The sequence below is a fragment of the Shewanella litoralis genome (assembly GCF_009828585.1).
GTDB classification, from domain to species: Bacteria; Pseudomonadota; Gammaproteobacteria; order Enterobacterales; family Shewanellaceae; genus Shewanella; species Shewanella litoralis.
This window is the reverse complement of record NZ_WSRZ01000001.1, coordinates 180,642-194,972: the sequence shown is the minus strand read 5'-3', so window position 1 is coordinate 194,972 and position 14,331 is coordinate 180,642. Positions and strand designations below refer to the sequence as shown.

14 protein-coding genes are annotated in these 14,331 nt (G+C 44.1%); 5 read left to right on the top strand and 9 right to left on the bottom strand.

All coding sequences use genetic code 11. The annotated features are described in order from the left end of the window. Nucleotides 1-8: 8 nt before the first annotated feature. The 3 genes from GQA99_RS00895 (at nucleotide 9) to GQA99_RS00885 (ending at nucleotide 3,424) form a co-directional block, all read left to right on the top strand. A complete protein-coding gene (locus tag GQA99_RS00895; RefSeq protein WP_160051967.1) occupies nucleotides 9-1,337 on the top strand; it encodes a M16 family metallopeptidase in 1,329 nt (442 codons plus the stop codon). Continuing rightward, nucleotides 1,334-2,782 (top strand): M16 family metallopeptidase, encoded by a 1,449-nt coding sequence (locus GQA99_RS00890; RefSeq protein ID WP_160051966.1) that lies wholly within the window; start codon nucleotides 1,334-1,336, stop codon nucleotides 2,780-2,782. Before GQA99_RS00895 ends, GQA99_RS00890 begins: the two co-directional genes overlap by 4 nt. 114 nt (nucleotides 2,783-2,896) lie before the next feature. Further along, complete coding sequence (locus GQA99_RS00885) at nucleotides 2,897-3,424, top strand: hypothetical protein (protein WP_229785800.1); 528 nt, start codon at nucleotides 2,897-2,899, stop codon at nucleotides 3,422-3,424. A gap of 25 nt (nucleotides 3,425-3,449) precedes the next feature. On the opposite strand, the gene GQA99_RS00880 is transcribed toward GQA99_RS00885, so the two are convergent. The 7 genes from GQA99_RS00880 to GQA99_RS00850 form a co-directional block, all read right to left on the bottom strand. Next, complete coding sequence (locus GQA99_RS00880) at nucleotides 3,450-3,785, bottom strand: DUF2956 domain-containing protein (RefSeq protein ID WP_160051965.1); 336 nt, start codon at nucleotides 3,783-3,785, stop codon at nucleotides 3,450-3,452. After that, nucleotides 3,785-4,249 carry a tRNA (uridine(34)/cytosine(34)/5-carboxymethylaminomethyluridine(34)-2'-O)-methyltransferase TrmL gene (gene trmL / locus GQA99_RS00875; RefSeq protein WP_160051964.1) on the bottom strand — a complete coding sequence of 155 codons (465 nt, stop codon included), beginning with the start codon at nucleotides 4,247-4,249 and terminating at the stop codon, nucleotides 3,785-3,787. Before trmL ends, GQA99_RS00880 begins: the two co-directional genes overlap by 1 nt. A gap of 267 nt (nucleotides 4,250-4,516) precedes the next feature. After that, the gene (locus GQA99_RS00870) at nucleotides 4,517-4,675 is read right to left on the bottom strand and encodes a YqaE/Pmp3 family membrane protein (protein WP_011635799.1); all 159 of its coding nucleotides are present in this window, start codon (nucleotides 4,673-4,675) and stop codon (nucleotides 4,517-4,519) included. A 276-nt stretch (nucleotides 4,676-4,951) separates the two neighbouring features. Then, complete coding sequence (locus GQA99_RS00865) at nucleotides 4,952-5,635, bottom strand: hypothetical protein (protein ID WP_160051963.1); 684 nt, start codon at nucleotides 5,633-5,635, stop codon at nucleotides 4,952-4,954. A gap of 339 nt (nucleotides 5,636-5,974) precedes the next feature. Continuing rightward, nucleotides 5,975-7,354: an ATP-binding protein gene (locus tag GQA99_RS00860; RefSeq protein ID WP_160051962.1), complete on the bottom strand. Its 1,380-nt coding sequence runs from the start codon at nucleotides 7,352-7,354 to the stop codon at nucleotides 5,975-5,977. After that, nucleotides 7,354-8,040, bottom strand: coding sequence for a response regulator (locus GQA99_RS00855; protein WP_160051961.1), 687 nt, complete (start codon nucleotides 8,038-8,040; stop codon nucleotides 7,354-7,356). Before GQA99_RS00855 ends, GQA99_RS00860 begins: the two co-directional genes overlap by 1 nt. A 110-nt stretch (nucleotides 8,041-8,150) precedes the next feature. Continuing rightward, nucleotides 8,151-9,587 (bottom strand): cytochrome C biosynthesis protein, encoded by a 1,437-nt coding sequence (locus GQA99_RS00850; RefSeq protein WP_229785799.1) that lies wholly within the window; start codon nucleotides 9,585-9,587, stop codon nucleotides 8,151-8,153. Nucleotides 9,588-9,863: 276 nt separating this feature from the next. Here GQA99_RS00850 and GQA99_RS00845 point away from each other — a divergent pair, with 276 nt between their 5' ends. Then, nucleotides 9,864-10,355 carry a Spy/CpxP family protein refolding chaperone gene (locus tag GQA99_RS00845; RefSeq protein WP_160051959.1) on the top strand — a complete coding sequence of 164 codons (492 nt, stop codon included), beginning with the start codon at nucleotides 9,864-9,866 and terminating at the stop codon, nucleotides 10,353-10,355. A 186-nt stretch (nucleotides 10,356-10,541) separates the two neighbouring features. Beyond that, the gene (fieF, locus tag GQA99_RS00840; protein WP_160051958.1) at nucleotides 10,542-11,411 is read left to right on the top strand and encodes a cation efflux pump FieF; all 870 of its coding nucleotides are present in this window, start codon (nucleotides 10,542-10,544) and stop codon (nucleotides 11,409-11,411) included. Nucleotides 11,412-11,473: 62 nt separating this feature from the next. On the opposite strand, the gene GQA99_RS00835 is transcribed toward fieF, so the two are convergent. Next, nucleotides 11,474-12,703, bottom strand: a complete 1,230-nt coding sequence (locus tag GQA99_RS00835; protein ID WP_160051957.1) for a sensor domain-containing diguanylate cyclase — start codon at nucleotides 12,701-12,703, stop codon at nucleotides 11,474-11,476. 203 nt (nucleotides 12,704-12,906) lie between these two features. After that, complete coding sequence (gene glnG / locus GQA99_RS00830) at nucleotides 12,907-14,319, bottom strand: nitrogen regulation protein NR(I) (protein ID WP_160051956.1); 1,413 nt, start codon at nucleotides 14,317-14,319, stop codon at nucleotides 12,907-12,909. Nucleotides 14,320-14,331 lie beyond the last annotated feature (12 nt).

The window sequence follows — 14,331 nt, the reverse complement described above, 5'->3', positions numbered from 1 at the left end:
AGCAAGATATGACTCGTAAACTCATCGCCTTGTTGATGACATTAGGCGTGCTAAGCACGCCCACAGTGTCGGCAACACAGGCTGAAGACATCAATAGTTTTACCTTAGACAATGGCATGAAAATCATGGTGCTTGAGGACAGCTCAATCCCCAATGCCAACATGTACATTTTTTGGAAAGTCGGTTCGCGCAACGAAGTCCCGGGCATTACCGGTATTTCGCACTTTTTTGAACACATGATGTTTAACGGTTCAAAAAAGTTTGGCCCTAAAATGTTCGACCGCACTATGGAAGCCGCGGGTGGCGCTAATAATGCCTATACCAGTGAAGACTTAACCGTGTATACCGATTGGTTCCCTGCCAGTGGTATTGAAACGATTTTTGATCTTGAGTCTGACCGTATCGCCAACTTAGATATTGACCCTGAAATGGTCGAAAGCGAGCGTGGCGTTGTGCAATCTGAGCGCACAACCGGGCTTGAGAACTCTAACTGGCGCACCATTCAAGAAGCCCTAAAAAGCGTGGCATTTTCAGCGCATCCTTATAGCTGGTCGGTTATTGGTTATGAGTCAGACATTTCCGCATGGACTCTTGAAGATTTACAGCAATACCATAAAACCTATTATGCGCCGAACAATGCGTTAGTGGTGATTACTGGTGATGTAAAGCTTGCCCAGGTAAAAGCTTTGGCTGACCAATACTTTGCGCCTATTCCTGCTCAGGCACCGCCAAAAGCCGTGCGCACAGTAGAACCTGAACAAAAAGGTGAGCGCCGTGTGTTTGTTAAAAAAGAATCGGTAAGTACGCCAAACATTATGTTGGCTTACCATGTGCCAGCCACAAGCCATGCAGACTACTATGCATTGGACTTATTAGCCTCAATGTTAAGTGAGGGCAATAGCTCACGTTTTTACCAATCGTTAGTCGATAAGCAATTGGCCGTCGCTGCCGACACTTATATGCCGATGTCATTTGACCCAAATCTATTTTATATCTTGGGTGTGGCCAACGCAGGTGTGAGTGCCGACACCTTAGAGCGTGCGCTTATTGAGCAAATTGATTTAATTGCCAGCCAGGGCGTAACTCAGCAAGAGCTGGAAAAAGTGAAAAACATCAAGTTAATGGACTTCTATAAAACCATGGAAACCATTAACGGTAAAGCCAACACCTTGGGCACCTATGAGCTGTATTTTGGTGATTACACCAAACTGTTTAATGCCCCAGAAGCCTATAACAAAGTGACTCCTGCTGATATTCAGCGCGTAGCACAAACCTATTTAATTAAAGCAAATCGCACTGTCGGTGTGCTCGCTGCGACTGAGGAGTCAGACAAATGAAAACCAGTACTCATTCAACAATGACTTTGTCGTTATCAGCCATCGCCTTAGCATGCAGTTTAAGCCTAGCCGGTTGTGCAGCAACACAAAGCACCACAACTGAGCCCGTCGCGGCAGCCCCAAGCTTTGTGATGCCAAGCTATCAAAAAGTGACCTTAGATAACGGCTTAACCGTTAATTTAATGGTGCAAAAAGAAGTGCCATTAGTCACCCTTGATGCAGTGATTAAAGCGGGTGCGGTTAATGACACCACCTCAGGTTTAGCCTATTTAACCTCGCAAAGCTTAATGTTGGGTGCTGCGGGTCAATCTAAAGCGGATATTGAGCAACAGCTGGACTTTATTGGCGCTAGCGTGAATACCAATGCCGACGCTGAAGGCACATACGTGCGCGCTAACATGATGACTAAAGACATCGATACAGTGTTAGCCATTTTCAGTAATGTTATTCGCCAACCTGACTTTAACTCGACCGAGTTTGATAAACTTAAACAGCGCGAAATTGTTGGCTTATCGCAGCAAAAAGAAAGCCCACGCGCAGTGATTAGCCGCTACTTTAGCAAGCTGGTTTTTGGTCAGCACCCCTATGCTAACCCAGCGTCTGGCAACAGTGAGTCTATCGCCACCATTAATGCTAACGAGCTACGAGCATTCCATAAAGGTTACTATCAGCCTAATAACATGACCATTAACGTGGTCGGTGACTTTGATGTTACTGAGATGACCGCCAAGCTTAATAAAGCGTTTGGCGATTGGCAGGTCACTGAAACCGTGATGCAACCAGATCTAAGCCAAGACTTGCCGAAGCTAACAAAGCCAAGAGTGTTGTTAGTCGACAAGCCTGACGCCATTGAAACCACGTTTTTAATTGGTGGTGTTGGTATTCGTTACGACAATCCTGATTATGTGGGTTTAACGGTGGTGAACACCATTTTAGGTGGCCGTTTTACCTCATGGTTAAATGATGAATTACGTGTCAATGCTGGCTTAACCTACGGTGCTCGCTCTGGCTTTAGCCCATATTCACAGTCTGGCTTATTCCAAATTAGTACCTTTACTAAGTCGTCGACCACCAAAGAGGCCATCGACTTAGCCTTGCTGACGTATTCGCGTTTATGGGAAAAGGGTATTGATCAAACGACGCTAGACTCAGCCAAAGCGTACGTCAAAGGGCAGTTCCCACCTAAATACGAAACTAGCGGCCAGCTTGCTGGATTACTGTCGGACATGTATTTATATGGCATGAGCGATGACTTTATTAACCAGTTCCAAGCGAAAGTGGATGGGTTAACATTGACTGAAACTCAACGATTGGTTAAGCAGTATTTTCCGCAGCAAAACCTGCAGTTTGTGTTAATTGGTAATGCTACTGAGATTGCCGATATTGCCGCACAATACGGTGAAGTAACACAGGTGAATATTACCGATACCGGTTTTGGTCAGTAAGGACTATTGACCTCAACAAGCATCAAATGGCTCACTGGTTTTTGCAAGTGAGCCATTTTTTTATCTTGAAGTTAGGTTAGACTGAAATGACAGCTCATTAGTTAAGGGATTATGATGAAAAGTCGCCTATTGTTATTGCTAGGAGCATTGAGTGTGACTCTGCCTTTGAGTGCGGTTGCTGATAAGGTTGTATTGGCTGAGTTATGCCCGCAGCTGGTGGGTGAGTGGCAAGGCTCTGCAGCCAATCCTGCATTAGACCCAATGGCAGTAACGACTTCGGTGATGTGCTCGGCAGATCAACGTAATTTATACATCAGCGTGAGTCGTGGTAGCCGCTTTTCAAACAGCGAAACATGGTGGTTTAGGCAGCAACAAGAGACCATTTTATTAGTTTATGGCAATGGCGTGACGGAGGATGTCACCCAACAACTGACCTTATATCAACAAGCGGACAGTTTTTCATTTTTAGGCGAAGGTGAGATTAATCAGCGCCCTGCATTAGTGCAATTGCAATTCGACCCCATTAAGGCGAATATCCAACAACCTCAAGGCGGTTGGCAATGGCAACAAAGCGCTCATTATCTGGATGATGACAGCGAACAGTACCAGGTGGTTAGAGCTATAAGTTTACTTAAACCTTAATGGTATTGTACGCTTTTACTTTTGCTTACAGCATCAAAAAGTAAGCTGCGAATCCCGCCCAACTTAGCATTAACAGCCCCAGTAACACCCAGGCCAGAGAAGTTATTTGTGAGTATGACTCATTGTCTAATGAATCGGCTTCATCATTTTCATGCTCGTTATTCTTGGCTTTTAAACGCTGCTTACGCGCTTTATCTCGGTCGCGCGCTTTGGCTTTTTCACGTTTTTTATACTCTGCGATACCTTTTTCAATTCCGGCAGCAATTAGCTTAGTTTGCTCTTTGCTTTGCCCTGGCTTTTGAGTCGCTTTCGCCATAGCAAGCGCATTATTTTGGGTTTCTGGTGACGGTGTTTGTTTCATTATTCTGCGCCTGCAAAACCAAGTTGTCGCCACGCTTCGTAGCTAATAATCGCCACTGAATTTGACAGGTTTAAGCTGCGGCTATTGGCTGTCATTGGAATACGTAAACGCTGCTCTAACGGCGTGGCGTTAATGATGTCCATTGGCAGTCCGCGCGTTTCAGGCCCAAAAAGCATGATGTCTTCATCTTGGAAGGCGATTTGAGTATGTGGACGACTGCCTTTAGTGGTGCATGCAATAATGCGTTTGCCCGGCATTGCGGCTAAAAAGCTCGCATAGTCTTTATGACGCGTCACTCGAGTTAAATCGGCGTAGTCTAATCCGGCACGACGCAGTTTTTTCTCTTCTAAATCAAATCCCAAAGGTTCAATTAAATGTAGCTGTGCACCATTGTTTGCGCATAAGCGAATAATGTTTCCGGTGTTTGGGGCGATTTCGGGTTCGTAGAGTGCGATATGAAACATAGTAACCTTAAGGCTTTGCGAGGCTTAAAAACAAGATGAAATTATACCTCAGCCGGAGGGTAGCGTCATCCATGTAAGATCATCATGACTTTAATGTGAGTAATTAAACATGGGTAGGGCGATAGCGGCGTAGTCGAAATAATATTCTAGGTTGTTAGTGTTGTAGTTTAGCTAGTGAGGTAAAAATTACGCCTCACAAGTAACATTTGCCGATTGATTGCAGCGCAACTAAAGTCTCGTTGCTGCGCTGCAACATCATAAATCTTACTAGCGCTTAGCAATAACCCATACGGCATGTACTATGCCTGGTATATAACCCAATAAGGTTAAAATAATATTTAAAAGCAGGGTTTTACTGAGCCCTACCTGTAAAAAAACGCCCAGAGGTGGCAATAAAATCGCGATTAAAATTCGTAATAAATCCATAATGATCTCCTTTTTTGCTTTGATGTGAGAAGTTGCAATCCCTAACGTTAATAGCCTACGAGCAACTTGCTTATAGCTTACGCTTAACTTGTTTACAGCTTACACATAATACAAAGCAATTATCAGACCAATATCTGACTGATGGCTTTTAGCTACTATTAAGGTTTAGGCAAGTTGATGGCACGTTGGCGAAGTCATGTTAGTAAGAGATACCGCGACCAAAGCATTTTTATCATCGAGAGTTTAGGGTGTTTAGGTTGATTACATGGCTCAGATTTAAAACGACTTAATGTGATACTTTTGGTCTGTTAAGTGCGACTTAATGGCGGTTGCACTCTCACATTGGGTGTTTAGCCATACCGCCATTGGAAACTGGTAAAATACCATGGCAGAGTCTTGTAATAACATGGCGGGGAAGTTGAGTTTATTGGCGGCGAAATTAATCCCTTGTTGATCGCCATAAACATAATCGACTTTCTGTTCTAATAATAACGACAGTCCCTGTTCTATGGTGTCGACAAGTTGCAGCTTAGCGCCTGCATCAGCAAATGAACGTACTTTTCGGTCATCTAGTGAGATGGGTAAATGGGCAATCACTTTGTTTTTAAGTTCGTTACCAATAAACACTTGTGGTTCAGCTAGGCGAAATAACATTAGCGGTATGGTTTTGTCTGCCAGTATCACTTGTAAATGCTGTGCAGAAGGCGTTTGTGGCGGCAAGAAACTCAAGCACCAATTGTTACTCTTTAACTGTTTTTGCGCAGCACTGCTAGACACAAATGTGACAGTGGGGCTTAAGGCGCTATATGCAAAAGCGCGCTGTAATAACACCGCAGCTTCACCTTGGTCAGCCGCGTTTTGAGTCAAGTAAGGTGGATACTCAAAGGCAATGACGTCAATGTCCTGGGCTTGGCTGGTAAAAATGCAACAGCATAGTAAACCAATGATTAATTTATACATGTGGCGCTAAGTAATGTAATGATACTGTTAAGCATAGCACCAGATGAATGATGTATTATACCATTTCCATTAATTATGTGACCAATCAGAGTCACTCAGATTGTTCAGTTTGAGGCGCATTGTTGAAATAATGGTTATTCCCTTCTAAGGCAATGCAACAAAGAAATGAACGGTCTGAGAGCCTCCTGCAAGGCGGGTTTCTGTGCCTTCTATGCTGCTTAATAGCATTTTGACGTAGAGCAACTATGCCTACAATTCTATTATTTGCCTAGAAGGCACAGAACTCCCGCTGAATGACCAGATAATTAGTGGAATTGGTATTAAACTAATTATTACAGGCTAAAGCGTGCTTAACTGGGTCGGTAAATCAATGGTTACGACTAATCCATGTGGTTGCTGATTGGTCGCAGCTATCTGGCCATTATGGGCATAAATTGCCGCTTGGGTAATGGCCAAGCCCAATCCCCAGCCACCGGATTCACGATCGCGAGAGCTATCTGGGCGATAAAATGGCGTGAAAATCGCGTCTAATTCTTCTTCAGCCAACCCTGGGCCATCATCTTTAACAACAATGCTCACCCGATGCTTAGTTTGCTTGCTTTCGATATAGACATTTTCTTCGGCGTAGCGGATCGCATTACGCAGTAAATTTTCAATGGCGCGCGACAAGGTTTTTGGTAAATGCTCAAAGCAAATCGATTCATCGATATTGATGTGTAACTGTTTACCTTGTTGTTCGGCCTCAAACTCTGCGTCATCTAACACCTGGCTTAAGGTTTCTGTTAGCTCTGCAGTGAGGCGTTTTTCGGTGGCATTGAGCCTTACGCGTGACAATGTGAGCAGCTCACTAATAAGGGCTTCTTGTTGCAACGCCTCGTATTCAATACGGTCTAGCTCGGTACTGTGTTGGCCTTTTTTACGGGCTAACGCCAGTGACAATTGCAGCCGAGTTAACGGGGTACGCAGTTCATGGGATATGTCGCCCATTAGGCGTTGTTGGTTGTTTACCATGGTTTCAATGGCGTCGGCCATGCCATTAAAAGCAACCGCAAGCTGGCCCATTTCGTCGCGGCGGCTAGCGGTTGCTGCGTCAACGCGATTGGCTAAGTCGCCTCTGGCAAGGGCGTTGGCGCTCAATTTTAATGAACGTAATGGTTTACCTAAATACCACGCCAGTAGACCACACAAAAAGCCTGATAATAATATGGCTAAACCCGCGGTGAGTAATTTGTTGTCGGCAAAAAAGAAAAACCATGGACGAGGATGATTGTCTGGTAAGCGACCAAATAATTGGTAATTTTTGCCGTTAACGTCGAAAGTATAAGGGCCAAAAATCAACTCGTCTCTAAATTGATGGCTTATGGGTTGGTTAGCTTCTTCAGCCATTAATTGAAAACGTCTAAAGCCGCGCGAGACTCGTTTGCTGTTTAATACTTTGCCTTCGTCGTCGGTTAAATATAAGCGGATTGGGCCACCGTTATGGTCACGACCTCGGTGCAAGCGTTGCAGGTTCTTGCTTTCAAGTAATTGTGGTTGTTGTTGAATACGTGTCGCAACCTTGTTTAGCACCCGTTCAAGGCTGGGCGGGAGTGGTGAACGGTCATGATTTTGTTGTAGCAATGGCAATAACGACACCAGGGCAATAATCAATGAACTGCAAAGCCAAAAGCCCAGCAACAACTTAAAAAAGAGTCGATTAAACGGGTTGTTCTTTAGCATTACGGTATCCAGATATAGCCTTTGCCACGCAAGGTTTTAACCCGTGGACGACCATCTTGGCGCTCAGGAAGTTTTTTACGTAAGTTAGATAAGTGCATGTCTAGGCTGCGGTCAAACGGCATTAATTTTTTGCCTAATACATTTTCACTTAATGATTCTTTGGTGACTAGCTCGCCGCTTTTTTCAAGCAAATGAAACAGCAGTAAAAATTCAGTGCCGGTTAAGATAATCAATTGCTCATTGCAATAGGTTTCTTGGCGGGTTGGGTCAAGGCGTAAATCGCCAAACTGCAACATATCGTTATTTTGCGCATCTTGCTGTGTGGTTTGTGCTCTGCGTAATATGGCGCGAATACGCGCAACCAATTCTCGGTCGTTAAACGGTTTCGGTAAGTAGTCATCAGCACCAATTTCTAGCCCCACGACACGGTCGATTTCGTCGCCGCGTGCAGTCAGCATGAGTACCGGTGTTTGCTTGCGTTGGCGTAAAGCACGCAATACTTCAAAACCATTGAGTTTTGGCAGCATAACGTCAAGCAAAATGAGGTCAAAGTCTTGTTGTTGCGCTAGCGATAACCCTTGTTCACCATCGTAGGCCTGGGTCAGTGCAAAGCCTTCAAGCTCTAGCAACTGGCTGAGCAGGTCGGATAAACCAATGTCATCGTCTATCAATAAAATGCGATTCATAACTGTCCTCTAGCACAAAATAAAATCGGCAGGTTAACTTAACATACCGATTTTCAATCGATTAAAGATTATCTCATACTCGGGACAATTTATATTAACATTGCATAGTTTTACATTTTACTCTGTTGTTTTTTAACATAACGAGTAATTTTGACAACGAAAAACGTGACAATAATAGCGCCTAATATTAAGCCGACTGAAAACACGGCATTTTGTAAGGCTGCAGGGTTTAGCACTAACATGCCCCCTAAACCAAGCATCATAATACCAGACATGAGTTTCAGAACTTCGCCTTCTTTTTCAGTGAGTTTTCGCTTACCCAGAGTCATTGAAAATACAATGACGATAGCAGCTAACGGAATAACGTAGACAATATTGTAGGCAATTAAGTACATGTAGCGCTGCACTGAATCAAGGTCTGACAATGACAATACAGAGGTGTAAATCATTGGGAACCCTGCTGTACATAGAAGCTCGTAAGCATTGGCTAAAATGGCTAAAATTGTTGAGCCTAAAATCATGGTCGGCAATGAGCTGGCTTTAGACAGTTTGCCCATACGTTTTATCAACGAGCCGCGATTTTCAACTGACATCGATAAGCTCACATCACCACGGCCATAAAAGTAGTCTTTAATATTGACCACGGCAGCAACCAATGCCAGCAACCCTGCACAGGTAATAATAATGCCGCCATCGCCACCACCTAACAGCTGGAATAAGTTGAGCCATGCACTCATAAAGATGAAGTAAATAAAACCAGAGAAGAACACAAATATCCCACCGACCAATAGCATGCGTTTGCGGCTGCCAGCATTGACCATGATACTCAATAAAAACAGTAATACGAAAAATGCACAGGGATTAAACGCATCAACACCTGCGAGCACCACAGTTAATACCGGCAGCGACAGCTCTTCAGGGTGCACAGCACCAATTAAGGGAATGTCAACGGGCTGTACGCTGGGTTTTGCTGGTGAGTCGAGTTGGCTGGTGTTGTCGAAAGACATACCGCAACTGCCTTGTGCCGTTGGATCATCACTGGTGTCGGCGCAGGTTTCAAACAGTGGCGCATCATTAGTTGACGCAGCACCTAGGAAATCGTCAAGTTTACTGCCAATATCAGCCTGGCCACCTTGACGTTGGTAGCAGTCGATTAGCCGTTCTAAAATATAGCGTCCGGTGACATCATGGCTGTTGTAACCCACAACAGCTTCGCCACAAATGGCAAAGTAGGGCACTGATTTAGGTTCAACGCCGGTGCGTTGGCCCATTTGCATTAATTTATCGACATTGCCAGGCTCGCTGATCACATAGTCGTGTAACTCTATCCATTGAAAGCGCTCACCCAATGCATCAATAAACGGATGTGCCTCTTTACAATGTGGGCAGGTTTTAGACCAAAAAAAATGCAGTTTGACCACCGGTTGCTGGTTTTGCTGGCTATACCAAATGGCGTCATCTGTTGCGGTAGATGTATTGGCTATTGAGCTCGGTGCTAACAGAAGAATACTAAGAAGAAAAAGTAGTTGGCCAATCAATCGGTTCATAATTAATTCCATTCAAACGCTAATAATATGATTTTATGCCCTAATCCGTTTGCTGTAACAAGCAAGTCCACATTACGTTAACTGGCTCTCATTTCAGCGATTTTTATGACCGAATATGCCGAGTTGATCATGAATTATGGCGATTAACGTGATATGAAAATGCTCTTTACATAGGTTTACTCATCATTAACCCTAATTGACGTTGCATTCGCTAAACTGAGTATCAAATCTGCTAAGGCAGAAAACAGACACTTATGTAGACCAAGGAACTTAACAATGAAAACATCATCAATTATCAAGACTAGTTTAGTTGCCTTAGTGGCAGGCTCAGCATTATTAGCCGGACAGTTATATGCTGCCGATGCGACCGATAGCACAGTGAAAACTGAACAAATGAACAAGAAAGGCGACAGACACCATGGCCCTAAAGATGGCATGCATAAAATGTTGCGTAAGCTGGATTTAACTGACGCACAAAAAGAGCAAGTGAAAGCCATTGTTGAAAAGTACAAAGCGGACCGCCCTGAGCGTCCAACAAAAGAGCAACGCACTGCTCACCGTACAGAAATGTTAGCCCTTATTACAGGAGCCAGTTTCGATGAAGCTAAAGCGACTGAAATGGCTGAAGCACAACAACAAAAGCATTTACAACGTATGTTGACGCAGTTAAAAATGCAAAATGAAATTTATCAATTATTAATGCCAGAGCAACAGCAAAAGTTTCAAGAAAAGTTTGCTAAAGGTAAAGGCCACAAAGCCCGTCGTTAATTAAGCCTGATTTACCCTTATTGAAAGCCGTTACCTTGTGGTAACGGCTTTTTTGTTCATGCAAGTTTGCTAATGGTCACAGTTTGATAAAAGGGATGGCTTGGTTAAGTAAACTTTGTCCTAATATAGTATTGAACTTGCTATAGTTACCCAGAAAACTTAGCCAATAGAATCGATAACTACCTTATGTCCTCATCTTCTGAATATGACTTTTGGGTCAAACTTGCCAGTCGCGCCTCGGTAGCGACAGCGTTGTGTCTTATTGTGATTAAGTTATTGGCTTGGTTATATTCAGGCTCGGCCAGTATGCTGGGCTCATTAACAGACTCATTTGCAGATGCATTAGCCTCAATTGTAAACTTTATTGCCATCCGGTATGCCATTGTGCCCGCAGATAAAGATCATCGTTATGGTCACGGCAAAGCTGAACCGTTAGCCTCGTTGGCACAAGCGGCATTTATTCTAGGCTCTGCATCATTATTGTTGCTTTATGGCGGCGAAAAATTAATTAATCCAGTGCCGATTACCAGCCCAGGCGTAGGCATTGTGGTATCAATCATTGCGATTGTGCTGACTCTAGGGTTAGTGTTATTACAACAACGTGCACTAGAAAAAACCAAAAGTACGGTGGTAGAAGCAGATTCATTACATTATAAATCTGACTTGCTACTTAATGGTGCAGTATTACTGGCATTGGTGTTAGCAATGTACGGTTGGTGGTGGGCAGACGGTTTATTTGCGGTGCTCATTGCTATATTTATAGGTCAGCAAGCAATAGATTTAGGCTATCGTTCTATACAAAGTTTGCTTGACCGTGAGTTAGATAATGACACGCGTGAGCAAATTAAAACATTGGCAAAGCAAGACCCACGAGTAAGAGGGATTCATGACTTGCGCACTCGCCAGGCCGGTAAAACTACGTTTATTCAATTACACATGGAGCTGCCGGGAGAGTTATCGCTTGAAGAGGCGCATGGTATAGCCGATCAAGCCGGCATTGTGATTAAAGCTGCTTTTGATGATGCCGAAGTGATTATTCACCAGGACCCAGTGTAAGCAGGTGCTTTATTTGGGCACAAGCGTGTCTATTTGATAATCGGCACGGTAGGCTTAACGTATTACACCATGACTAGTTGGTTAGTTATTTGCGATCTTGCTTGTTCTAGTGCGGAGTCTGCTCGCAAAATCAGTTCGTCTAAAGTGTCATTTTCTTGCCATTTTGATATGCCAACACTTGCACTAAAGCTAAGGTTTTTACCTGTTTCTGGGTCGATAAAATCAATATCATCAATGCTATGACGGATACTTTCTGCGATATTTCGGACAATTTTTTTACTGCTCGCCTGAACAATAGCGATAAATTCGTCGCCACTCCACCGCCCGAGTAAATCTGCATCGGCCAATTTACTTTGGCACTGTCTTGCAAAATGAATAAGTGTTTTATCGCCAATGTCGTGGCCAAATAAATGATTAATTTGTTTTAACTCATCTAGGCCCATCAGCAGGCAGTAAAGATGTTGGGGCTGCAGTGCCTCATCGAGAAGCAATGCTTTTCCTGCCGCTATCATGCCTCTGCGATTAAGGGCTTTTGTGAGGTAGTCTACATGTATTTGTTGCTCAAATTTTTCTTTGAGTAAATAAGCCTCAGTGATGTCGGTCATGGTAGCCTGAATGGCCGGCTTGCCATTCCAGTCTATGATCGTTTCCATCAATTTTACCCACACAGGCTTACCGCTGTGGTGTAGACATTTGATTTCGACTATTGATGGGTTAATTTTGTGATTGAATAGATTGTTAAGTGCTTCTTCACGTCGAGCGCGGTAGGCCGGGTCGACAAAATCTAGCATGGACGGTAATGCCATGATGCTTTGAGTATTAGGATAACCGAGCATTGTAGCTAGTGCCTGATTACAAAAAAGCGGAGTGAATTGTCGGTGGATTAATACGCCTTGAACTGAGCCATTAAGCAAGGCTCGGTAACGATATTCGCTTTGTTGTAATGATTGCTGGAGCAGTAACGATTGCGTTAAATTCACAATGGTAATTTGCAATGCAGGACGACCTTGCCATTCAACAAGATGTTCAATGGCAAGCACATTCATGACCTCACCAAGGCGATTGCGGTTAATGTAGCTACGAACTTGTGGTTTTTCGATGCCACTCATGAGTGCGTAATAAGTGTGTGCGGCAATGTCTTGCGACTCAGGGTCGATTAATTCTAAAATACTCTTTAATGCGAGAATCTCCTGGGCGTTTTCATAGCCAAAAATTTTCGCATAAGTGTCATCCGCATATCGCGGAATAAAGTCTTGGTGAATCACCACACCATATTGAGCATCAAAATCCAAACATCAATCCTTGCACTTGGGATAAGCCACTATCGCTTTATTGGTTATTCATTCTAGCACTGGTAATGTGATTTGCATCTACCGCTTATTGAATAAGATAAAATAATGTAACACTATGAGCGGATAGTCACATGGGTACCAGAATAAATTACAATACCATGTAATATAAAGGATTAATGTTAGATCTTATTAACCATACCTTATCAGTCCATCGACAACTCTTTGAGTTTACGGGTTAACGTATTGCGCCCCCAACCTAGACGCTTAGCCGCTTCTTGTTTATGACCTTGGGTATGACGCAGTGCGGTTTCCAGCAGAATACGTTCAAACTCTGGTTGCACCTCGGTTAATAAATCACTTTCACCTGCAGCGAGCTTTTCGTCTATCCAGTCTGTTAATGCTGTTTGCCAATCACTTGCGCCGGTTTGCTTTTGCTGGCTTGTTACTGGGTCTTTTAATAATTCTGGAGGGAGATCTTGTGGCAAAATTTCCTGGCCAGAAGCCATTACAGTTAACCAGCGACAGGTGTTTTCTAGCTGACGCACATTACCCGGCCAGGGAAGATTAGCCAGTTTAATGGCGGTTTCTTTGGTGAGGATTTTGGGCTCAACACCTATCTCTTTTGCTGCGGTCGATAAAAAGTGAGTCGCAAGTTGCGCAATATCTTCACGACGCTGGGACAATGGCGGTAAATGTACGCGGATTACGTTTAAGCGGTGAAATAAATCTTCACGAAACGTGCCTTTTTGCACTAATACTTCTAAATTTTGGTGGGTTGCAGCAATAATGCGCACATCGACTTGCACCGCTTGATGGCCGCCGACCCGGTAAAACTGGCCATCAGCCAATACTCGTAATAAGCGAGTTTGCACATCTAATGGCATATCGCCGATTTCATCTAAAAATAATGTACCGCCATTAGCTTGTTCAAATCGTCCCTGGCGCACATTTGCCGCACCAGTAAAGGCGCCTTTTTCATGGCCAAATAGCTCTGATTCAATTAAGTCCTTAGGGATTGCCGCCATGTTTAATGCAATAAATGATTTGTCTTTGCGTGGGCTGTGTTTATGCAGCGCACCAGCAACCAGTTCTTTACCGGTACCTGATTGACCGTTAATCAATACACTGATTGATGAACGAGACAGGCGGCCAATGGCCCTAAATACCTCTTGCATGGCCGGCGCTTCACCAATGATTTCAGGTGTTTTGACTGCGGTGTCTACCGCGGCTACTGGTGTTTGTTCGGTGGCGTGAGTCAGTGCGCGTTCAACTAAGCCAATGGCTTCATCGATATCAAAGGGTTTAGGCAAATATTCAAAAGCCCCAGCTTGATAAGCGCTTACGGCGCTGTCTAAATCAGAATGCGCAGTCATGATGATGACCGGAATGTGCGGGTAGTGCAGTTGTAAACGGTCGAGCAAGGTCAACCCGTCGGTGCCTGGCATACGGATGTCTGACACGATGACTTGCGGCTGCGATGACTCTAACGCTTGCCACAGCGACTCGGCGGCGGCAAAGCTCGCGGTAGACAATGATGCCCCTTGGAGTGCTTTTTCTAATACCCAACGGATAGAGCTGTCGTCGTCGAGGATCCAAACTTGTTCGCTTATGTTCATGTTAAACCTCTT

Coding starts and splice junctions, on each gene's coding strand:
- GQA99_RS00895 (WP_160051967.1), top strand. CDS start 9: ATGACTCGTAAACTCATCGCCTTGTTGATGACATTAGGCGTGCTAAGC.
- trmL (WP_160051964.1), bottom strand. CDS start 4,249: ATGTTTCATATCGCACTCTACGAACCCGAAATCGCCCCAAACACCGGA.
- GQA99_RS00850 (WP_229785799.1), bottom strand. CDS start 9,587: ATGAACCGATTGATTGGCCAACTACTTTTTCTTCTTAGTATTCTTCTG.
- GQA99_RS00880 (WP_160051965.1), bottom strand. CDS start 3,785: ATGAAACAAACACCGTCACCAGAAACCCAAAATAATGCGCTTGCTATG.
- GQA99_RS00865 (WP_160051963.1), bottom strand. CDS start 5,635: ATGTATAAATTAATCATTGGTTTACTATGCTGTTGCATTTTTACCAGC.
- GQA99_RS00860 (WP_160051962.1), bottom strand. CDS start 7,354: ATGCTAAAGAACAACCCGTTTAATCGACTCTTTTTTAAGTTGTTGCTG.
- GQA99_RS00855 (WP_160051961.1), bottom strand. CDS start 8,040: ATGAATCGCATTTTATTGATAGACGATGACATTGGTTTATCCGACCTG.
- fieF (WP_160051958.1), top strand. CDS start 10,542: ATGTCCTCATCTTCTGAATATGACTTTTGGGTCAAACTTGCCAGTCGC.
- GQA99_RS00890 (WP_160051966.1), top strand. CDS start 1,334: ATGAAAACCAGTACTCATTCAACAATGACTTTGTCGTTATCAGCCATC.
- GQA99_RS00885 (WP_229785800.1), top strand. CDS start 2,897: ATGAAAAGTCGCCTATTGTTATTGCTAGGAGCATTGAGTGTGACTCTG.
- glnG (WP_160051956.1), bottom strand. CDS start 14,319: ATGAACATAAGCGAACAAGTTTGGATCCTCGACGACGACAGCTCTATC.
- GQA99_RS00845 (WP_160051959.1), top strand. CDS start 9,864: ATGAAAACATCATCAATTATCAAGACTAGTTTAGTTGCCTTAGTGGCA.
- GQA99_RS00870 (WP_011635799.1), bottom strand. CDS start 4,675: ATGGATTTATTACGAATTTTAATCGCGATTTTATTGCCACCTCTGGGC.